Source organism: Streptomyces sp. NPDC020489 (assembly GCF_044386545.1).
Lineage (GTDB): Bacteria > Actinomycetota > Actinomycetes > Streptomycetales > Streptomycetaceae > Streptomyces.
On the sequence record NZ_JBIRUZ010000004.1, the window covers coordinates 466,035 to 486,807 of the forward strand.

16 protein-coding genes, 1 tRNA gene and 1 pseudogene are annotated in these 20,773 nt (G+C 72.7%); 13 read left to right on the top strand and 5 right to left on the bottom strand.

All coding sequences use genetic code 11. From position 1 onward, the window contains the following. The first annotated feature begins 15 nt into the window (after positions 1-15). The 3 genes from ACH41F_RS12765 (at position 16) to ACH41F_RS12775 (ending at position 3,502) form a co-directional block, all read left to right on the top strand. On the top strand, positions 16-1,074 hold the full coding sequence (locus ACH41F_RS12765) for a 4-oxalomesaconate tautomerase (protein ID WP_391235629.1): 1,059 nt from the start codon (positions 16-18) through the stop codon (positions 1,072-1,074). Next, the gene (locus ACH41F_RS12770) at positions 1,071-2,021 is read left to right on the top strand and encodes a VOC family protein (RefSeq protein ID WP_398835006.1); all 951 of its coding nucleotides are present in this window, start codon (positions 1,071-1,073) and stop codon (positions 2,019-2,021) included. Before ACH41F_RS12765 ends, ACH41F_RS12770 begins: the two co-directional genes overlap by 4 nt. Before the next feature lie 146 nt (positions 2,022-2,167). Then, the gene (locus tag ACH41F_RS12775) at positions 2,168-3,502 is read left to right on the top strand and encodes an MFS transporter (RefSeq protein WP_391235023.1); all 1,335 of its coding nucleotides are present in this window, start codon (positions 2,168-2,170) and stop codon (positions 3,500-3,502) included. A 75-nt stretch (positions 3,503-3,577) separates the two neighbouring features. On the opposite strand, the gene ACH41F_RS12780 is transcribed toward ACH41F_RS12775, so the two are convergent. Continuing rightward, positions 3,578-4,321, bottom strand: a complete 744-nt coding sequence (locus tag ACH41F_RS12780) for an MBL fold metallo-hydrolase (RefSeq protein ID WP_391235021.1) — start codon at positions 4,319-4,321, stop codon at positions 3,578-3,580. 87 nt (positions 4,322-4,408) lie between these two features. After that, positions 4,409-4,987 (bottom strand): TetR family transcriptional regulator, encoded by a 579-nt coding sequence (locus ACH41F_RS12785; RefSeq protein WP_391235019.1) that lies wholly within the window; start codon positions 4,985-4,987, stop codon positions 4,409-4,411. Between the two features lie 175 nt (positions 4,988-5,162). Here ACH41F_RS12785 and ACH41F_RS12790 point away from each other — a divergent pair. The 9 genes and pseudogenes from ACH41F_RS12790 (at position 5,163) to ACH41F_RS12830 (ending at position 14,226) form a co-directional block, all read left to right on the top strand. Further along, positions 5,163-6,606: pseudogene (locus tag ACH41F_RS12790) on the top strand (MFS transporter). Between the two features lie 73 nt (positions 6,607-6,679). After that, a tRNA-Pro gene (locus ACH41F_RS12795) sits at positions 6,680-6,753 on the top strand. Between the two features lie 344 nt (positions 6,754-7,097). After that, positions 7,098-7,220, top strand: coding sequence for a putative leader peptide (locus tag ACH41F_RS12800; protein ID WP_398835009.1), 123 nt, complete (start codon positions 7,098-7,100; stop codon positions 7,218-7,220). Positions 7,221-7,330: 110 nt separating this feature from the next. Then, on the top strand, positions 7,331-8,200 hold the full coding sequence (locus ACH41F_RS12805; RefSeq protein ID WP_398835012.1) for a glutathione S-transferase C-terminal domain-containing protein: 870 nt from the start codon (positions 7,331-7,333) through the stop codon (positions 8,198-8,200). 438 nt (positions 8,201-8,638) lie between these two features. Next, entirely contained in the window at positions 8,639-9,625 is a 987-nt protein-coding gene (locus ACH41F_RS12810) for an ABC transporter permease subunit (RefSeq protein WP_391235011.1), read from the top strand. Further along, positions 9,622-10,407 (top strand): amino acid ABC transporter ATP-binding protein, encoded by a 786-nt coding sequence (locus tag ACH41F_RS12815; RefSeq protein ID WP_398835015.1) that lies wholly within the window; start codon positions 9,622-9,624, stop codon positions 10,405-10,407. Before ACH41F_RS12810 ends, ACH41F_RS12815 begins: the two co-directional genes overlap by 4 nt. Positions 10,408-10,470: 63 nt before the next feature. Next, entirely contained in the window at positions 10,471-11,493 is a 1,023-nt protein-coding gene (locus ACH41F_RS12820) for an ABC transporter substrate-binding protein (protein WP_398835018.1), read from the top strand. Positions 11,494-11,576: 83 nt separating this feature from the next. Beyond that, entirely contained in the window at positions 11,577-12,824 is a 1,248-nt protein-coding gene (locus tag ACH41F_RS12825; protein ID WP_391235006.1) for an LLM class flavin-dependent oxidoreductase, read from the top strand. Between the two features lie 25 nt (positions 12,825-12,849). Further along, complete coding sequence (locus tag ACH41F_RS12830) at positions 12,850-14,226, top strand: NtaA/DmoA family FMN-dependent monooxygenase (RefSeq protein WP_398835020.1); 1,377 nt, start codon at positions 12,850-12,852, stop codon at positions 14,224-14,226. A gap of 81 nt (positions 14,227-14,307) precedes the next feature. Here ACH41F_RS12830 and ACH41F_RS12835 read toward each other — a convergent pair whose 3' ends face one another. Both ACH41F_RS12835 and ACH41F_RS12840 read right to left on the bottom strand, forming a co-directional pair. Then, positions 14,308-14,556 (bottom strand): hypothetical protein, encoded by a 249-nt coding sequence (locus ACH41F_RS12835; protein WP_398835023.1) that lies wholly within the window; start codon positions 14,554-14,556, stop codon positions 14,308-14,310. Between the two features lie 185 nt (positions 14,557-14,741). Then, positions 14,742-15,827 carry a M12 family metallopeptidase gene (locus tag ACH41F_RS12840; protein ID WP_398835026.1) on the bottom strand — a complete coding sequence of 362 codons (1,086 nt, stop codon included), beginning with the start codon at positions 15,825-15,827 and terminating at the stop codon, positions 14,742-14,744. Positions 15,828-15,921: 94 nt separating this feature from the next. Between ACH41F_RS12840 and ACH41F_RS12845 the strand changes: the two genes are divergently transcribed. Continuing rightward, positions 15,922-17,886 (top strand): LuxR C-terminal-related transcriptional regulator, encoded by a 1,965-nt coding sequence (locus tag ACH41F_RS12845; protein ID WP_398835028.1) that lies wholly within the window; start codon positions 15,922-15,924, stop codon positions 17,884-17,886. Between the two features lie 196 nt (positions 17,887-18,082). Here the strand turns inward: ACH41F_RS12845 and ACH41F_RS12850 are convergent, their stop codons facing one another. Further along, entirely contained in the window at positions 18,083-20,647 is a 2,565-nt protein-coding gene (locus tag ACH41F_RS12850; protein ID WP_391239003.1) for a CHAT domain-containing protein, read from the bottom strand. Positions 20,648-20,773 lie beyond the last annotated feature (126 nt).

A 20,773-nucleotide genomic window follows, 5' to 3' on the forward strand; every position in this document is an offset into this window, starting at 1 on the left:
GTGCCCTGTCTGCTGATGCGGGGCGGCACCTCCAAGGGCGCCTACTTCCTCGCCACTGATCTGCCCGCCGAACCGGCCCTGCGCGACGACCTGTTGCTGCGGATCATGGGCAGCCCGGACGAACGGCAGATCGACGGACTCGGTGGCGCGCACCCGCTCACCAGCAAGGTCGCCGTGGTGTCCCCGTCCGCCGACCCGCGGGCCGACGTCGACTACCTCTTCCTCCAAGTCGCCGTCGACAGGCCAGAGGTGAGTGACCGTCAGAACTGTGGGAACATCCTCGCCGGCGTCGGTCCGTTCGCCGTCGAGCGGGGACTGGTGCCGGCGGGGGAGGGGACGACCTCGGTGCGCATCCGCATGGTCAACACCGGCGACCACGCCACGGCGACCTTCCCCACCCCGGGCGGCCGGGTCGACTACACCGGCCACGCCGAGATCTCCGGGGTGCCGGGGACGGCCGCGCCCGTGGTGCTCGAGTTCCCGCCGGGCGCGGGGAACCTGCTGCCCACGGGGAGCGTGCGGGACGAGATCGACGGCGTGCCGGTGACCTGCGTGGACAACGGCATGCCGACCGTGCTGATCGCCGCCACCTCCCTGAAGGTCACCGGGTACGAGTCGCCCGGGGAGCTGGAGGAGGACCCGGCGCTGGCCGACCGGCTGCACCGGATCCGCCTCAGGGCCGGCCGGCTCATGGGCCTGGGCGACGTCTCCGGCACCACCGTGCCCAAGCTCACGCTCCTCGCCCCGCCCCGCGAGGGCGGCGCGGTCACCACGCGCACCTTCATCCCGGTGCGGTGCCACCCCTCGATCGGGGTGCTCGGTGCGGCCGGCGTGGCCGCCGTCCTGCGGATCGAAGGCGGCGTGGGGGCGGATCTGGCGGTGCTCACCCCTGGCAGCGACCGCGTCCGCCTGGAACATCCCACCGGTTTCCTGGACATCGAAAGCAGCCTCGGTACCACCCCCGACGGCCTCCCCCGCGCCCGCCGCACCGCCGTGGTGCGGACGGCCCGCAAGATCTTCGACGGCACCGTCTTCCCCAGGGCCGCCGCACTACCCCAAGGAGGTCACCGATGACTCCGCCGCTCGGCGACATCGCGCACATCGGTCACACCCAGCTGTTCACCCCTGACCTGGACGCCAGCGTCGCCTTCTTCACCGACTACCTGGGCCTGACGGTCAACGGCGAGGACGGCGACACCGTCTACCTGCGGACCTTCGACGACTACGAGCACCACAGCCTGGTCCTGACCGCCCGCGACCGGCCCGGCCCGGGCCGCCTCGCCCTGCGCACCTCCAGCGAGGAGGCCCTCCAACGCCGCGTCCGGGCCAACGAGGAGGCGGGCGGCACCGGGACGTGGGTCGAGGACGAACCGGGCCTGGGCAGGCTCTACGTGACCACCGACCCGGACGGCCATGAGCACGCCCTGTACTGGGAGAGCGCGCACTACCAGGCCCCCGAGGAGCTGAGACCCGCGCTGAAGAACCAGCCGCAGGCCAAGCCCAACAGGGGTGTCGGCGTACGGCGGTTGGACCACGTCAACTTCCTCGCCGCCGACGTGCTCGCCAACGCCGAGTTCCAGCAGACAGTGCTCGGCGCCCGGCCCACCGAGCAGATCCGGCTGGACGGCGGGAAGATCGCGGCGCGCTGGCTGACGTACACGAACAAGTCGTACGACGTCGTCTACACCTCCGACTGGACCGGCAGCGAAGGGCGGCTGCACCACATCGCGTTCGCGACCGACACCCGCGAGGACATCCTGCGGGCGGCCGATCTCGCCATCGACACCGGTGTGTTCATCGAGACGGGACCGCACAAGCACGCCATCCAGCAGACGTTCTTCCTGTACGTCTACGAGCCGGGCGGCAACCGGATCGAGCTGTGCAACCCGCTCACCCGGCTGGTGCTGGCGCCGGACTGGCCCCTGATCACCTGGACCGAGGAGGAGCGCCGGAAGGGGCAGGCCTGGGGCCTGAAGACCATCGAGTCGTTCCACACCCACGGGACGCCCCCGGTGGCCTGAGCCCCCTGAGCCGTGCGGGGAGCCATCCGCTGAGCCGCGGGGAGCCATCCGCCCCGCATTGTCGATGAGATTGTTGACAAAAACGTTGACTCTTGGCGGATGGCTCCTTAGCGTCTGGCGCACCACGCACGAGAGGTAACCCAACGATGTCTTCCTCCCCCTCCCCGGCCGCGTCCGCCCGCGGCAGCAGCCTGGCCCTCCTGGTCGTCGGTCTGTGCTGGCTGGCCGTCCTCTTCGACGGCCTCGACATGTTCATCTACGGCTCGGTGCTGCCGCACCTGCTGGAGACGAAGACCTTCGGCCTCACCGCCGACCAGGCCGGTGACCTCGGCTCCTACGCCACCTTCGGGATGCTGGTCGGCGCGCTGACCGCGGGAACCGTCGCCGACCGGATCGGCCGCAAGAAGCTGATGGTCGCCTGCGTGACGCTCTTCTCGCTGGCCTCCGGCCTCTGCGCCCTGGCGGACGGCGTCACGGTCTTCGGCCTCGGCCGGACCCTGGCCGGGGTCGGCCTCGGCGGTCTGCTGCCCACCGCGATCAGCATGGTCTCCGACTACGCCCCGCGCGGCCGCGCCGCCCTCGTCATCGGCCTCCTCATGACCGCCCACCACGCGGGCGGCATCCTCTCCGCCTACGTCGCCAAGTGGCTGATCGACCCCGTCGGTTGGCGTGCCGCCTTCTGGGTCTGCGTCCTCCCGCTGCTCTTCGCACCGGTGCTCGCCAAGTGCCTGCCCGAGAGCCTGAGCTTCCTCGTCACCAAGGGCCGCACCGAGGAGGCCCGCGCACTGGCCGAGCGGTACGACGTCGAGCTGCCGGCCGACAGGTCCGGGAAGAGGTCGGCCGCCGACCGCTTCGACGCCCTCGCCGGCCTGTTCCGCGGCGGCGAGTGGATCCAGACCCTGCTGTACTGGCTCGCCTCCTTCGGCGGACTCCTCCTGGTCTACGGCGTCGCCACCTGGCTGCCCACCCTGATGCGCGCCGAGGGCTACGAACTCGCCAACGCGCTGACCTTCGTCGTCGTGTTCAACCTCGGCGGCATCGTGGGCATGCTCGTCGCGGGCCGGGCCGCCGACCGCTTCGGCGCGCCGCGCATCTCGGCGATCTGGTTCGCGCTCACCGCGGCCGGGGTCTTCCTGCTCAGCGTCCACATGCCGATGGGCGTGACCACCGTGGTCGTCTTCCTCACCGGCGTCTTCCTCAACAGCGCCCAGACGATGATCTACGCGACGGTGTCCATCCGCTCCACCCCGGACAGCCGTGCCACCGCCGTCGGCTGGACCTCCGGCATGGGCCGCTTCGGTGCCGTGTTCGGCCCGTGGCTCGGCGGCCAGCTGCTCGCCGCGGGCAACGGCGACTTCGGCTTCACCGCCTTCGCCCTCGCGGGCCTGTCGTCGATGACCTTCATCGGCATCGCCGCCCTGCGCAGCTCCCGGCACACCGCGAAACCGGGCGCGGACCAGGAGCTGGTCGGCGCCCACTGACCTGTCCCCGAGGGGGCGAGGCCGGTCACCGTGGATGTGCAGACGCGGTGACCGGCTTCCTTGCCTTCTGTCCTCTCAGACGGCGGTCACGAGGTTCGGGACGGCCACGTCCACCGGGCCCGGGAAGGTCTCCGCCGCTGTCCGAACAGCCTCGTCGGGGTCCGTGCCGGGCCACAGATGGGTGAGCAACAGCCTGCGGGCGCCGGCCTGTCGGGCGTACCGGCCGGCCAGCAGCGCGGTCAGCAGAAACGGGGCGTCGCCGGGGGAGGGGACCTGGCGAAGGTAGGTCGCCTCGGACAGGAAGAGGTCCGCGCCCTCGGCGAGGCGCGGAACCTCGTCGCTCGGGCCGGTGTCGCCGGTATAGGCGAGCACGGCCCGCTCGGTGCTGATCCTCAGGCCCGCGTTGGGTACGAAGTGCGGCAGGAGCCGGGTGTCGACGGTGAAGGGGCCGATCTGCCACCGCCGGCCGGGGCGGAACTCGTGCAGGCGGTACGCGGCGGCGAGCATGCTCGGCTTGTCGAGCGCCAGGACGGCGTCGAGGGCGCCGTGCGGCGCGTACACCGGCAGCGCGGGGGGCGGAGCGTCGCTCAACCCCCGTGCCCGCAGCAGGGGGTTGAGGTCCGCGCAGTGGTCGGGGTGCCCGTGGCTGACCAGGACGGCGTCCACCGCGTCGACGTCGAGGTGGGCGAGCAGACGGGGCAGTGTGGCGTATCCGGGGTCGACAAGGAGGCGGAAACCCTCGTGCTCGACGACGTAGCCACTGCATGCCTGGGTGGCGGTGGGCCAGGCGCCGCAGCCGCCGAGAACGGTCAATCGCATGGCCCGGTAGCTTAGTTCGGGTCGATCCCGGCCCCTCTGCTCCCCGGTTCGGGAGATGTCCCGTCCCCAAGTGGCAGGAGGCAGCCGCTAGGGCCGGGTCCGGACGCCGTCCAGGGCGATCGACAGGACCCGCCTGCGCTGGGCCTCGTCGTCGAAGGCCGTCGCGGTGATGCCCGCGACCATGCGCAGCAGCTCGACGAAGTCCATGTCGGCGCGGGCCTCGCCGGCGCGCTGGGCGCGTTCGAAGAGCGGGCCGCCGGCGGCGTACAGGGAGTCGCGGCAGGCCGCGATGATCTCCGACTCCTCGTTGAGGGCCTCGCGGACGGCGCGCTTGGTGACCATGTAGCCCGCGAACCGGTCCAGCCAGGCGGTCAGGGCGTCCCAGGGCTCCCGGTCCGCGACCTCTTCGGCGACCCGCACCAGGGTGTTCACCTCGTCCGCGTACACGGTCTCGAAGAGGTGGCGCCGGGTGGGGAAGTTCCGGTACAGCGTGCCGATGCCGACGCCCGCCCGCCGTGCGATGTCCTCCAGCGAGGCCTCGGCGCCGTGCTCCGCGAAGGCCTCGCGGGCGGCGGCCAGGAGGGCGTCGTAGTTCCGGGCGGCGTCCTTCCGGGTCGGTCGGCGGGACGCGACGATCTCGCTGACGGGGAAGGACTGGGCGGTCACGACGTCTCCCTGGGGTCGAAATGGAGGCAAGCCTCCGTTCCGAGTTGAAGCGGAGGCACGCCTCCGATAGAGTGGAGGCGTGCCTCCACTTTATCAGTCGAGGCGTACCCCTGCCCTTTCCGCGACCGCTTCCCACGAGGCTCCGGCCGCACCCCAGTGCTCGGAGAGGCTCTCCATGCCCCGCACCTCCACCCGCCTCACCTTCGCGGTCCTCGCGACCGGTGCCGGCGTGTTCGCCATGCTGCAGTCGCTGATCGCGCCGGCCCTGCCGACCGTCCAGCACGCACTGCACACCTCCCAGTCCACCGCGACCTGGGTGATGACCGCGTATCTGCTGTCCGCCTCGGTCTTCACCCCGATCCTCGGCCGCGTCGGCGACCTGATCGGCAAGAAGCGCACCCTCGTCGCCGTCCTGGTCGTCGTGCTGGCCGGGTGTCTGCTCGCCGCCCTCGCGCCGACCATCGGCGTGCTGATCGTCGCCCGGGTCGTGCAGGGCATCGGCGGCGCCCTGCTCCCGCTCTCCTTCGGCATCGTCCGGGACGAGTTCGCCCCGTCCGAGGTGAGCGCCGGCATCAGCAACCTGTCCGCCGTGATCGCCGCCGGCGGCGGCGTCGGCATCGTCGCGGCCGGCCCCATCGTCTCCGCGCTCGACTACCGCTGGCTGTTCTGGATCCCCGTCGCCGTCGTCGCGCTCACCGTGCTCATCGCCCTGCGCTACGTCCCCGAGTCGCCCAACCGGGCCGAGGGCAAGGTCGGTTGGCTCGGTGCCGTGCTGCTGTCGGCGTGGCTGGTGGCCCTGCTGCTGCCGCTGAGCCGGGCGGCACAGTGGGGCTGGGGCTCGGCCCGCGTGATCGGCCTGTTCACCCTCGCCGCGGTCCTGTTCGCGCTGTGGCTCTTCGCGGAGGCCCGCTCCCGCTCGCCGCTGATCGACCTGCGCGTCATGCGGCTGCCCGCGGTGTGGACGACCAACACCGTCGCGCTGCTCTTCGGCGCGGGCATGTACGCCCTGTGGTCCTTCCTGCCCGCCTTCGTCCAGACACCGAGCTCGGCCGGATACGGTTTCGGCGCCGGCGTGACGGCCTCCGGACTGCTGATGCTGCCGATGCTGGTGGCGATGTTCTGCTCCGGCGTCCTCGGCGGCCGGTTGGAACCCGTGGTCGGCGCGAAGGCGCTGCTGGCGACCGGCGCCGCGCTCGGCGCCCTGGCCCTCGCGTTCCTCGCCCTCTGGCACGCCGCGCAGTGGCAGGTCGCCGTGGTCTCGGGCGTGTTCGGCCTCGGCATCGGACTGGCCTTCGCCTCGATGGCCAACCTGATCGTGGCCAGCGTCCCACCCGAGGACACGGGCGCCGCGACCGGCATGAACGCCAATATCCGCACCATCGGCGGCTCCATCGGCGCCGCCGTCACAAGCGTCCTGGTCACAGGGCGGCTCCAGCCCTCCGGCCTGCCCTACGGCTCCGGCTACACCCACGGCTTCACGCTGCTTCGCGGTCCTCTGCCTCGCCGCCGCCCTGGCCGCCCTGCTGGTGCCGGTCCGCCGGACCGCTCGCGTCACGGCCGCCGCACACGTCACGAACGCACCGTCGGACACCCCGAGCCCGACCGCCGTACGCGGCTGACGTCCGCCCCCGTCACGTCCATGGGGTAGGGTTTACCTGCGTGTTCCCGCGGTTCACCCGCGCGACGACGCACCGGGACGTGGCGCAGCTTGGTAGCGCACTTGACTGGGGGTCAAGGGGTCGCAGGTTCAAATCCTGTCGTCCCGACGGTGTGAAGGGTCCTCACGGACGGATGTCCGTGGGGGCCCTTCGTCGTTTCCTCAGGGCATCCCGAGCCGCTGCCGGTGGTGCGGCGGCGGCCCCGCGTTCGCCAGTACGGGGGCACGGGCGGCGTCGGCCGCGCAGGCCGGGTCGGGGGTGCCGCAGCAGGCCCGTGGGGGAGTCCGGCCGGGGCTCAGGCGCAGCGGCAGATGGGGGCGGGTGGCCGTGCGGGTGGCCGTGGAACACCTGCTTGACCAGGCCGGGGCGACCACCTCGTGGACGCCCTCTTGACGCCGCCCCGCGGGCGATCGACACTCCAGACGGGAATCCTAGTGAACAGGTAGGGAATGATGAGGCGTCTGGAGCCGGCCACCGGCCGAGTGAGCCGTACCTCGCGGCCGTCGCCCCTGCTGACCTCCCGCCGTCACATCGATCTCCAGCGCGTGTGCAGCGCGATGAGCCGCCTCGGCTGAGCCCGGCCCGCTCCGCGCCTCGCGCCCCGGTCCGCCCCGGGGCCCCGCCTGTCCTGGTCCGACGTCACTTCCGCCGCGTGAACGTCCGCGCGCCCATCCCGGGGAGATCCATGTCCGTCACACCGCTCGCCCCTGCCTCCGCCCCGCAGTCCACCGCCGCGTTCCGGGGCCGGATCGGCCAGGACGCGCGCAGCGGGCACTACGCCGTGCCGCGCCGCTACCGCCTGCACCTGTCGCCGTCCTGTCCGGACGGACTGCGCATCGCCGTCGTGCACGCCCTGCTCGGCCTCGACGACGCCTGCCCCGTGACGCTCCTGGACGCGGTCCCCGACTGCCCCGACGGCGGCCACTCCGCGCTGCGTCCGCTCTACGAGGCCAGCGCACACCATTACCGCGGCGCCGCCGTCGGACCGGTGCTCAGCGACGACTGGTCGGGGCGCATCGTCAGCACCCACGCCCCGGACATCTCCCGCGACCTGGCCCGGCACTTCGGCGCGGACCGCCCGGCCCTGTACCCGTGCGGCGCGGAGTCCGAGACCGAGGCGGTCGAGCGGCTGTGCGCGCAGGACATCGAGCGAGCCGCTCAGGAGGCGGGCTCCGCGGGCGCCGACCCGGACACACGCGCCGCGGCGCTCGAACGGCTCCTGGAGACCCTGGGCTCCCTGGACCGGTGGCTCGCCGGACGCACGTACCTGATCCGGGATCAGATCACCGCCGCGGACGTCGAGTTGTGGGTGACGCTGGTCCAGCTCGACACCGTGCACCGCCACCACCTGGACGCCTCGGCCGTGCAGCGGATCGCCGGCCACCCCGCCCTGTGGGCGTACGCCCGCCGGCTGGCCGCGCACCCGGCCTTCGGCCCGCAGCTGGACCTCGACGGCATCGCCCGCCGCCACCACGCCCGCTGTCGGGGCCTGGAGGCCGCGGGCTCCGCGGTGCAGATCCTCGACTGGGCGGCGCACTCCGGCCGCGCCCGCTGACGATCCACCTGATGGACCGGCGTTGACAGACGCCGGTTCAACTGGCTTCACTTACGGCATTCTTGGCCCCGAAGGGCCTTCGACACCCCGAGAACGGCGATGGTGACGGACATGTACGCAGCTCCCAGGACGGCCCCGCGCCGCGCCTCGAGCCGCGTCCTGCCGTACGCCCGTCTCCTCGTCGCCGACCGGACCGTCGACCTCCTGCGCGTGAACAGCGCACTGTGTACCGCACCGGGCCGCGCCCGCTGTCGGGGCTGACACCTTCCCACCGCAGCCCCTCGCGTTCCTGACGAACACCGCCCGAGCGGTGTGCCGTTGTCCGCCCAGCCCCCGGTTCCTGTGCGTCCCCGCGTGTCACGACCCGCCGCAGAACGGCCGTCGTGGCCGCGGCGTGAGCACCCGCGTCCGGGGGAACCAGACCTGCCGGAGCCCTCCATGAGCCAGCCCCCAGGCGTCGCCGTGTCCGTCACCGAGGCACCGCCGCCTGCACCCGACATACCGTCAAGACCTATGAAGGCCCAGCGTGTTCAGCCGCTGCGGCGCCCCGGACGCTGGATCGCCACTGCGGTCGTGCTGGTCCTCGCGGCCCAGTTCGTCCACGGCCTGGTGACCAACCCCTTCTACCAGTGGGACCGGTTCGGCTACTGGTTCCTGCGCCCGACGATCCTCGACGGCCTGCTCATCACCCTCGAAGTCACCGCCTACAGCGCCGTGCTGGGCCTCGTCGGCGGCATCGTCCTGGCCCTCGCCCGGCTCTCCAGGAGTCCGGTGCTGCGGGCGGTCAGCTGGACCTACATCTGGGCGCTGCGCTCGATCCCGCTCATCGTCATCCTGCTCTTCCTCTACAACTTCAGCGCCCTGTACCAGACGCTCAGCGTGGGCGTCCCGTTCGGCCCGGCCTTCTTCACCTTCGACGAGTCCCGGCTCGCCACCGACATGGTCGTCGCCGTCATCGGCCTGAGCCTGAACCAGGCCGCCTACGCGGCCGAGGTGGTCCGCGGCGGCATCCTCTCCGTCGACCAGGGGCAGCACGAGGCGGCCGCCGCGCTCGGACTGCCGAAGACCTACCAGTTCCGCCGGATCGTCCTCCCGCAGGCCCTGCGCTCCATCACCCCCAACTACGTCAACCAGCTCATCGACCTGGTCAAGGGCACCTCCCTGGTCTTCTACGTCTCCCTGCTCGACCTGTTCGGCACCGCGCAGACCATGGGCGCCACCTACCCCGGCGACATCGTGCCGCTGCTGCTGGTCGTGACCGTCTGGTACCTGATCCTGACCACCGTCGTCTCCGTCCTCCAGTTCTATGTCGAGCGGTACTTCGCCCGGGGCGCCACCCGCACCCTGCCGCCGACCCCGGCACAGCGGCTGCGCGCCGCGCTCACCGACTTCCGCGCCCGCGTCCGCAGGGAGGCCGCCGTATGACCACCGAGACGGTCTCGACCGTGCCCGCCGCCGTCGAGGTGCACGACGTGCACAAGTGGTACGGCGCCCACCGGGTCCTGGACGGCATCGACCTGACCGTGCGGCCCGGCGAGGTCACCGTGATCCTCGGCCCGTCCGGGTCCGGCAAGTCCACCCTGCTGCGGGTCATCAACCACCTGGAGAAGCCCGAGATCGGGTACGTCAGCGTCAACGGCGAGCTGATCGGCGTACGCCGGCAGGGCGGGCGTCTGAAGGAGCGACGCGAGCGGGCCATCCTGAGCCAGCGCGGACGCATCGGGTTCGTCTTCCAGAACTTCAACCTCTTCCCGCACCTGACCGTGCTGGACAACGTCGCCGCGGCCCCCGTCGCGACCGGCAGGCTCGACCGGGCCGGGGCCCGCGCACTCGCCGGTGAACTCCTGGAGCGGGTCGGTCTTGCCGACAAGGCGACCGCCTACCCGAGGCAGTTGTCTGGCGGGCAGCAGCAGCGCGTCGCCATCGCCCGGGCGCTCGCGCTGCGGCCCGGCGTCATCCTCTTCGACGAACCCACCTCCGCGCTCGACCCCGAACTCGTCGGCGAGGTCCTCGCCGTCATCAAGGACCTCGCCAAGAGCGGCACCACCCTGGTGATCGTCACTCACGAGATCGGCTTCGCCCGGGAGATCGCCGACCGGGTCGTCTTCATGGACGACGGCCGGATCGTCGAACAGGGCCCGCCGTCCGAGGTTCTGGACGCACCACGGCACGAGCGGACCCGGGACTTCCTCAGCAAGGTCCTGTGACCCCGGCAGGACCGCACGACCCCACTCACCGCACCATCCGCACCTCTCACGACTAGGACAGCCATGCCCATCCAGCACTCCCGCCGTACCCTGCTGCGCGGCCTCACCGCGGCCACCGCCGTCACCGCCCTCGCCGCCGGGCTCTCCGCCTGCGGAGGCGAGAGCGACGCCGCGACCACGACCGACGCCGCCGGCACGGTCACCGTGGGCCGGGTGTCCAACGGCGCCGCCACCGAGACCGACATCAAGGTCGCCGAGGTGAAGTCCATCAGCGCCCAACTCCCGGACGCCGTCAAGAAGAAGGGCATCCTGGTGATCGGCTCGGGCATCCTGCCCTCCGGCAGCCCGCCGCTCGGCTTCATCGGCAGCGACCAGAAGACGCTCACCGGCTCCGAGCCCGACCTCGCCAGACTCGTGGCCGCCGTTCTGGGGCTGAGAACCGAAGTCCGCACGTCCACCTGGGAGAACCTGTTCATCGGGATCGACAGCGGCAAGGTCGACGTCGGCTTCTCGAACATCACCGACACCGAGGAGCGCAAGCAGAAGTACGAGTTCGCCTCCTACCGCAAGGACGACCTCGCCCTGGAGGTGAAGAAGGACGACTCCTGGAACTTCGACGGCAACTACGAGAGCCTCGCCGGCAAGACCGTCTCCGTCAGCAACGGCACCAACCAGGAGAAGATCCTCCTCGAGTGGAAGGCCAAGCTCGCCAAGGAGGGCAAGAAGCCGCTCACCGTCAAGTACTTCCAGGAGAACAACAGCCTCTACCTGGCGCTGAACAGCGGCAAGATCGACGCCTACTTCGGCCCCAGCCCCAACCTCTCCTACCACGCCGCCAAGACCGCCAACACGCCCCAGGCGACCCGCATCGCGGGCCAGTTCTCCGGCGCCGGCGAGTCCCTCCAGGGGCTCATCGCCGCCACCGCCAAGAAGGGCAGCGGCCTCGCGAAGCCGGTCGCCGCCGCGATCAACCACCTGATCGAGAACGGCCAGTACGCGCAGTGGCTCAAGGCCTGGAACATCTCCGGCGACGCCGTCGCTGAATCGGAGGTCAACCCGCCCGGCCTGCCCCTCACCAACTCCTGATCTTCGGTCGCCGCCACCGAGCCCGGGGTGCCGCACACCCCGGGCCGGTGTCCCCGTACGGATCTCCTGGAAGGCACCCTCTCGTGTCCCCTTCTTCCACTCCCTCCGGCTCCTCCGGTTCTTCTGGTTCCGCTGATTCCCCCGCCCTGCACCTGGCCGTCGCGCTCGACGGCACCGGCTGGCACCCGGCCTCCTGGCGCGAGCCGGTGGCACGCCCCCACGAGCTGTTCACCGCGCGCTACTGGGCCGACCTGGTCACCGAGGCCGAGCGCGGGCTGCTCGACTTCGTCACCCTGGAGGACGGACTGGGCCTGCAGTCCTCGGCCTTCGACGGGCTGGACGGCCGCACCGACCAGGTCCGCGGCCGCCTGGACGCCGTGCTGATCGCGTCCCGGGTCGCGCCCCTCACCCGGCACATCGGCCTGGTGCCGACCGTGGTCGCCACCCACACCGAGCCGTTCCACATCTCCAAGGCGATCGCCACCCTCGACTACGTCAGTACCGGCCGCGCCGGACTGCGGGTCCAGATCGCGCCCCGCCCGGACGTGGCCGACCACTTCGGGCGCCGCACCCTCCCGCCGCTGAGCCTGGAGGAGTTGCGCAGCCCCGCCGGACAGGCACGCGTCAGCGACCTCTTCGACGAGGCCGCCGACTACGTCGAGGTCGTCCGCCGGCTCTGGGACAGCTGGGAGGACGACGCGGAGATCCGGGACGTCGCCACCGGCCGCTTCATCGACCGCGACAAGCTCCACTACATCGACTTCGAAGGCCGCCACTTCAGCGTCAAGGGCCCGTCCATCACCCCGCGCCCGCCGCAGGGCCAGCCCCTCGTCACCGCCCTCGCGCACCAGACCGTGCCCTACCGGCTGGTGGCCCGCCAGGCCGACATCGGGTTCGTCACCCCCTTCGACACCGACCAGGCCAGGGCCATCGTCGCCGAGATCCGCGCCGAGCAGGAGACGGCGGGCCGCGCCGACCAGCCCCTGCACATCTTCGGTGACCTGGTGGTCTTCCTCGACGACGACCCGGCCCAGGCAAGGGCCCGCAAGGAGCGCCTGGACGCCCTCGACGGCGCCGAACACACCAGCGACGCGCGGATCTTCACCGGAACCCCCGCCCAACTCGCCGACCTGCTCCAGGAGTTCCAGTCGGCTGGCCTGACCGGGTTCCGGCTGCGCCCCGCGGTCCTCGGCCACGACCTCCCGGCCGTCACCGAGGGCCTGGTCCCCGAACTCCAGCGCCGCGGCGCCTTCCGCACCGCCTACGAGGCCGGCACCCTGCGCGGCCTGCTGGGCCTGCCCCGCCCCGCCAACCGCTACGCCGCCGCCTGAGCAGCCGGAAGGACCGAGCATCACCATGACCAAGCCGCTGAAGCAGATCCATCTGGCCGCCCACTTCCCGGGCGTCAACAACACCACCGTGTGGAGCGACCCCGCGGCCGGCAGCCACATCGAGTTCAGCTCCTTCGTGCACTTCGCGCAGACCGCCGAACGCGCCAAGTTCGACTTCCTGTTCCTCGCCGAAGGGCTCCGCCTGCGGGAACAGGGCGGAAAGATCTACGACTTGGACGTCGTGGGCCGGCCCGACACCTTCACCGTCCTGTCCGCCCTCGCCGCCGTCACCGAGCACCTGGGCCTGACCGGCACCATCAACTCCACCTTCAACGAGCCCTACGAGGTGGCCCGCCAGTTTGCGAGCCTCGACCACCTCTCCGGCGGCCGCGCCGCGTGGAACGTCGTCACCTCCTGGGACGCCTTCACCGGCGAGAACTTCCGCCGCGGCGGCTTCCTCCCGCAGGAGGAGCGCTACTCCCGTGCCAAGGAGTTCCTCGCCACCGCGAACGAACTCTTCGACTCCTGGCAGGGCGACGAGATCCTCGCCGACCGGGCGACGGGACAGTTCCTGCGCGACGCCAAGGCCGGCTCGTTCGTCCACACGGGCCAACACTTCGACATCCACGGCCAGTTCGACGTCCCGCGTTCCCCGCAGGGCCGCCCGGTCATCTTCCAGGCGGGCGACTCCGACGAGGGCCGCGAGTTCGCCGCGTCGAGCGCCGACGCCATCTTCAGCCGGTACGCCACCCTGGAGGGCGGCCAGGCCTTCTACACGGACGTCAAGAGGCGCCTCGCCAAGTACGGCCGCCGACCGGACCAGTTGCTCATCCTGCCCGCGGCGTCCTTCGTCCTCGGCGACACCGACCAGGAGGCCGAGGAGATCGCCAAGGAGGTGCGCCGCCAACAGGTCAGCGGGGCCACCGCCCTCAAGCACCTGGAGTTCGTCTGGAACCGGGACCTGTCCTCCTACGACCCGGAGGGCCCGCTCCCCGACATCGACCCCGACGTCAGCGCGGACCACATCTCCAAGGGCCGCGCGCAGGTCCGCATGTACCGCGACCCGCTGGCCACCGCCCGTGAGTGGCGCGAGCTGGCCGAGGCCAACAACTGGTCCATCCGTGACCTCGTCATCGAGTCCGGCAACCGGCAGAACTTCGTCGGCTCCCCGGCGACGGTCGCGCGGACCATCAACGACTACGTCCAGGCCGACGCCAGCGACGGCTTCATCCTGGTCCCGCACCTCACCCCGACCGGCCTCGACGTCTTCGCCGACAAGGTCGTCCCGCTGCTCCAGGAACAGGGCGTGTTCCGCACCGAGTACGAGGGGCCGACACTGCGGGACCACCTCGGGCTCGCCCACCCGGACCAGTCACCGGCTGTGCAGCGGGCGGCGTCGTGAGGACCCCGCCCCCACGCTGACGGCGCACCGCCCGGACCCGGTGCCGGAGGGGGCTCGGGGCCGACTCCGGGCGGCCGCCCGCTACCCGATCACCCACAACGCGGCGCCCCAGCAGGCGGCGAGGAACACGGCAAGGGTCCCGGTCGCCATCGCGTTGCGTGTCCTGGCCGTCGCGGCGCAGGTCTCCCCGGCCTCCCGAAGCCTGCGCCCGACGCCGAGGAACACCGCACACGCCCCCGCGCACAGCCCCGCCGCGACCGGCAGCAGCCACAGGACCGTCATCAGGAGATCCCGCAACTCATCGCCCGACCCGGCGTCCGAAGCAAGCATGGGCGGATCCTAGGCCCTGCCGTCGCCGACCGCGAGGGGCGGCGCCGACGACTCCGACGTACTCCCGTACCGGGGAACGCCGTATGGCCGGCGATCGTCTCCCTCCCCCGAAGGTGACGATCGCCGGCCATCCCCCGGCGCCGGACAGTGGACCGGCATCGCCCGTGTGCGGCCTGTATGCGCTGTCACCAGCACATGACCGCGGTTTCCCCCGAACCCCACGCGGAGTACAGGCGCACACGGACGAAGTAGCGGCGACCCTTGACGAGTCGGGCCTTGACGGTGGCATTGTGCGGCGCTCCGCCGTCGTCGTGGCCGGCGAGGTAGCGGGGTTCCCCGTCCCGCTCCTCGAAGACCACCACGACGGTGTCTGCGTCGCCGAAGGTGCCCACGGTGTACTCGCGGGTCTCCGGCGGCTCGACGGTGAAGTCGGCCTGCTCGCCCGGTCCGAGACCGAGCGGAGCCGAACGGAACGGCACCAGCGCGGGCGGCCGCGAGGGGCCGGCCGACGGGTACCAGCGCAGGGCGTACTCCTTGTCCGAGGGCGAGAGTGTGCCGGGCGGGTTGAGACCCGCGCGATACTGCTCCGGCTCCAGGATCAGCCCCGCCGAGAACGGATACTCCATGATCGACTGCGGGTCCCAGGAGGAACCGTTGACCTCACGGACGTCCAGCTTGCGCAGGATGTTGACGTACGTCCGGTCCCGGGTCCAGTGGTTCGGCGGGCCCGCCAGATCGGCGTAGACGGCCTCCTCGTCCCAGTGGATCCCCGCGAACGGGTTCTGGTGCTCGTGGTGCATGCCGAGCGCGTGCCCGATCTCGTGCAGGGCTGTCCCGCGTTCCCCGGGCGCGGTCAGGTCCCAGCCGAAGTTCATGGTCCGCTCGTGCAGTCCGACCCGCAGCGCGTCCCTGCCCACGGTCGACCAGGAGCCGTCGCCGAGCTGGAACCCGACGCGCAGTTCCGCCTCGCCGCGGGTGGCGACCTCGGCGAAGGTGACGCCGATGCCCAGGTCCTGCCACTCCTGGAAGCACCCGCGCACGACGTCCTGCTGCTCCTTCGCAGCGACCCACGACACCCGCCGGGTCGCCCCGCTGCCCGGCACCGGGATCACCGAGGCGTCGGCCTCGCCGTCGAAGAAGTAGTAGTGCAGCACCGTGTTGTTGACCCACATCCGGCTTCCGCCGATGAGCGCACTGAGCCTCTCGGCGGCCAGTCCCGGGGTGAAGACGGGAGCCGGCTGCTGCGCGAGGGAGCAGTAGCGGGAGGTCATGCGACAAGAGTGCCGTCGGTGCGCCATGGGCGCCTGAGTCGGGGGCTACTCAAGTCCCCGTGTATCAAGGGTGAGTACTCGGGCTCTTGTTGTCGTGACGACTTTCGAACGCGCTGCGAAGACCCTGGAACTGCCCTGGCCGTTCACCGGCCGGGAGGACGAACTGGAGCTGATCCGGCGGTCCTCGGCCGCGGGCCACCACGGCATCGTGGTGACCGGCCCGGTGGGCTGCGGCAAGACCCGGCTCGTCACGGAGGCCGTCCGCGGCACCGACTGCGCCAGGGTCGCCGGGACCCCCGAGACCCGGCACCTCCCCTTCGCCGCGTTCGCCCACCTGCTGCCCGAGCCGGTCTCCCTGCACCGCGCCGTCCAACTGCTCTCCGCCGTACGGCTGTTGCTGGTCGACGACGCGCATCTGCTCGACGACGCCTCGGCGGCCCTCGTGCACCAGCTCGCGGTGCACGGCCGCACCCGGCTGCTGGTGGTGGCCGCGGACGACGTCCCCGTCCCGGGCGCGGTATCCCGACTGTGGACCGGTGAGCTGCTGCCCCGGCTCGTCCTGGAACCACTGCCGCACGAGGAGACGGCCCAGCTGCTGGCCGCGGTCGCCGGGGGCGCGCTGGAGCCGCTCACCGTGAACCGCCTGCACCGTCTGTGCCGGGGTGATCTGCGGCTGCTGCGGGACCTGCTCACCGCGGTGCGCGACGGCGGGCTGCTCCGGTGGCTGCCGGAGGCGGACGCGTGGGCGTGGCGGGGACCGGTGCCGGTGACGGCGACCGTGCGGGAGCGGGCGGGCGGTGTGTTGGACCGGCCGCGCCCCGAGGAGCGTGAGGTGCTCGAACTCCTTGCGTTCGCCGAGCCGTTGGCCCCGCACATGGACGACTTCGACCTGCGGGTCCTGGAGGACCTGGAGGCCGAGCGCCTGGTGCGTGTCGACGACCACGGTGCCGTACGCCTCGCCCACCCGCTGCACGGCCCCGTCCTGCGGGCGGCGGCCGGGCGCCTGCGGGCGCGACGGCTCGCGCGGGCCCCGGAGCAGTGCAAGGCGGCCTTGGAGGAGGAGGCGGCCGAGCTGTCGCGACGGATGGAGCGGGCCGACGTGACGAGGTCCTGCGCGCCCGTGGGGGAGTGGCTGGTGGCCGAGGGCGAGCCGGTGCCGGCCTGGTACGGGGCCGTGCGGGCGCGCTTCGCCCGGCTGCGGGGAGAGCTGCGGGAGGCGGCGGCCTGGGCGAGGGAGGGTCTGCGGGACGCTCCGGAGGACCCCTCCTGCCGTGCCGAACTCGCCCTGGCCGCACTGCAGTCCGGCGAGGTCACGGACGCCGCGGCGGACGCCGGACCCCATGCGGCGGCCTGGCACGCGGCCGCCCGGGGGGACCTCGACACCGCGCTCGAAGCGGTCGGCCGCACGTATGACGCCGTACGCCTGGGCACACCGGGCAGGTGGGCCGGCACGGGCGTGCCGGGGCTGCTCGACTCGGCGTCGGAGGAGCGCGGCGAGGAGGTCACGCGTGAGGGCGGGCCCGAGCGGACCGGGCCGTGGTGGGGCGACGACCGGCAGGCGTGCGATCCGCAGAGGTCCGGTCTCCACGCCGACGCGCCCGTGGACGAGTCGACCCCGGACCGGGCCGATGTGTTCGCCCTGCACGCCGACGCGCTCGCCCGTGGCGACGGGGCCGCCCTCGACCGGGTGGCCGAGCGGCTGGAGGAGCGCGGCTTCGTGCTCTTCGCCGCCGAGGCCCGCGCCCAGGCCGCGCACGCCCATCGCGACCCGAGCGCCGCGCGGACCTCACGCACCCGGGCGGTCGCGCTGGCCCGACGCTGCCAAGGCGCCCGGACCCCGGCCCTGTCCGGTCTCGTCCTCGGTGAACTCACCGCCCGCCAGCGGCAGATCGTCACCCTCGCGGCCGCCGGCCTCAGCAACCGGCAGATCGCCGAGAAGCTGACCCTGTCCATCCGCACCGTCGGCAACCACCTCTACAGCGCGTACGCCCGACTCGGCGCGGGCGGCCGGGGCGCACTGCCCTGGCTGGTGGAACTCCCCGACGCCCAACCGGCCTGAGCCGGCCCCATACCGGCGGTCTGACCCCCGTGATCGGGGGAGGGGTCAGGCCGCCCCCCCCGCACCAACGGCGCCCCGCCGGACCGGTGGCCCGACCGAGGCCCGGCTCCCGTCCGTCTCCCGCCGGGTCCACGTCCCGCCCAGGTCCGGTTCCCGCCCAGCCGAGGTCCGGCCCAGGTCCGTCTCCCGCCCGCCCTCACGCCGCCCCGAACGCCGAGAACGCCCAGCCCGTCGCCTGGTGTGTGGCGTCGCCCGGTAGGGCCGTCCGTGCGTCGCGGAGTGCCTCCGCGAGGGAGAGGCCGGCGTCGAGTCCCTTGTGCAGGGCGAGCATCAGCGGTACCACCGCGGTGTCGTTGACGGGGGCCGTGCACGCCACCACGCCCGCCGTGCCCAGGGGCAGCAGCGCGGTGACCAGGCCGAGCAGTTCGTCGGCGCCGACGGAGGCGAAGCGCGCGGTGTCGCAGCAGGACAGGATGATCCGGTAGGGGCTGCGGTCCAGGCGCTCGAAGTCGTGCACGATGAGCGGCCCGTCCGCCATCCGCAGCGACGAGAAGAGCGGGCTGTCGGCCCGGAAGGTGCCGTGCGCGGCGATGTGGGCGAGGGCGGCCCCGTCCAGCTCCTCCAGCACCCGCGGCACCCGCGCCTCGTCGTCCTCCAGCACCGTCGAACCGCCGTAGCGGTCCGCCAGTTCGGACACCTCCGCGCCCTCGGTGGCGAGCCCCGGCCCGCGCACCAGCACCTGGCGTCCCCCGGGCGGCGGCTCGGTCTCCCGCGCGCGCAGCCAGCCGCTCGCCGACGGCGACACGCTGAGCACCCGCTCCCGCAGTGCCGGCAGCAGCGCCCACGGCACCCGGTGCAGCCGGGCGGGAGGTACGACGACGACCGGCCCGGAGCCGAGCTGCGCCACCGCCGGACCGAGCAGCTGCTCCTGAAGCCGGCGCCCCGCCTCCAGCACCAGCGGAAGGCGCGCCTCCGCCCCGGGGTGGGCCAGCCGCCGCAACCCCGCCTGCACATGCTCGGCCTCGGTCTCCGCATCGGCGAGCCGACCGGCCTCGTACCGCCGCACCCGTCCCTGCCCGCACAGCAGCACCTGGACCCGCCCGTCCAGCACGACGAGTTCGACGAGCCGTACGTCGTCCCCCAGCCGCTCCAGCAGCCGCGTGGGGTCGAAGCGGGTGCCGTAGCCGGGCGCGTCCCCCCGGATGTGCAGGGTCCGGGAACGTATCTCCCGTTCCAGACGGCGCTGTTCGCGCTCCAGCGCCGGTATCGGGCGGCCCTCCATGCGGGCCTCCTCCGCGCGGGCGGCGATCTCGCGGAACGCGGTCAGGTCGCCCAGCAGGGTCGGGTCGGCGGGTGGCCGGGTGGGCGGCGTGGACAGCGCGGTGGCCCGCCAGCGCTCGCTCCACACCAGCAGCCGGCGCGGGCCGGAACCGAGACTCGCCCGCTGGGCCAGCGCGGCGAGTTCCGCGCCCTGCGCGGTGGCACGCGCCCGCAACTCCGCTGCCCCCAGCGTCATCCGGTGGTCGTCGAGCACGTCCAGGCCGCGCCGGCACGCCTCCAGCACGCCCCGCCCCGACCCGGCGGCCCGGGCCCTGAGCGCCTGTGCCGCCCACCCCGTCATACGGGCCAGCGGCGGACCGCTGCGCCGGCTGCGCGCGGCCACCGCCAGATGGCGTTCGGCGTCGGCCGTCCACCCCAGGTCGAGCGCGATCCGGCCCGCGAGCAGCGAGGCCTCCGGAGCCGCCGGCGCCCCGAACGCGGCCAGCCGCTCGGCCACGTCGGCCGCATCCGCGACCAGTCGCCCGGCGGCGCGCCCGGCGGCGACCCGTGCCTCGATCAGCACCAGCCGGGCGTGCGTCTCCCACCACGGGCGCCGCTGCCCGGCGAACAGCCGCACCGCCAGCGCGGCCCGCGCGATCGCGGTGTGCGGATCGCCCGCGAGCCGGGCCGCCCGCGCCGCGGCCAGCAGCAGCTCCGCCTTGCGTGTGGACTGCCCGCCGATGCGGTCCAGCACCCCGATCGCCGCGTCCGCCTCCGCCAGCGCCTCCGGGGCGAGCCCGGCGGCCATCAGCACCTCGCAGCGCCGGATGTAGAGCATGAAGGACGGCGTGCCGAGCTTGGCGTACCGCTCCTCGGCCTCGTCGAGCAGCCGGAGCGCCACCGGGACGTCCCCGGAGCGGAAGGCGGCCAGGCCCCGGCTCTCCACCACGTCCGCCTTGTCGTGGTCCTGGCCGGTGGTGTCCCACAGCGCCTCCGCGGCCGTGAAGTCGGCGTCCGCCCGCTCCACCGCCCCGAGCGCCAGATGCACGGTCGCCCGGAGCGTCAGCGCGCGTGCCGTCCAGATCACGTCGTCCGCCTGCCGCAGCACGGGGATCGCCCGGCGCACGTCCTCCAGCGCCTCCCGGTGCAGCCCCAGCACCCAGGAGGCGAAGGCCCGCCGGAACAGGACACGCGCGCGGGTGTGCCCGCTGCCGATCGCGACCCCGCGCTCCAGCGCGGCCAGGCCCTGCCGGGTGCGCCCCGCGTGCACCAACGCCACCCCGAGCGCGGCCAGTACATCGGCCTCCCGGTCCGCGGACTCCGCGCGCGCCGCCAGATCGCGGGCGCGCCGCAGATGCTCCAGCGCGATCCTCAAGTCCCCCCAGTCCCGCTGCCAGATGCCGATGACCTGGTGGGCGACGGAGGCGTGCAGCGGTGAGGGATCGGAGCCGAGTACCTCTTCCGCCCGCGCCAGCGCCTGGTTCGGGGCGGCGAACACCATGGGCAGCAGTTCGAGAACCGAGTCGCTTCTCGCCGTCACTCAACGGATGGTAGTCGTCCGGGTAGTGCGCCACACAGGTTTGGCGCTGTATCAATCAACGGCCCCGCGACTCTGACTGACGACCGC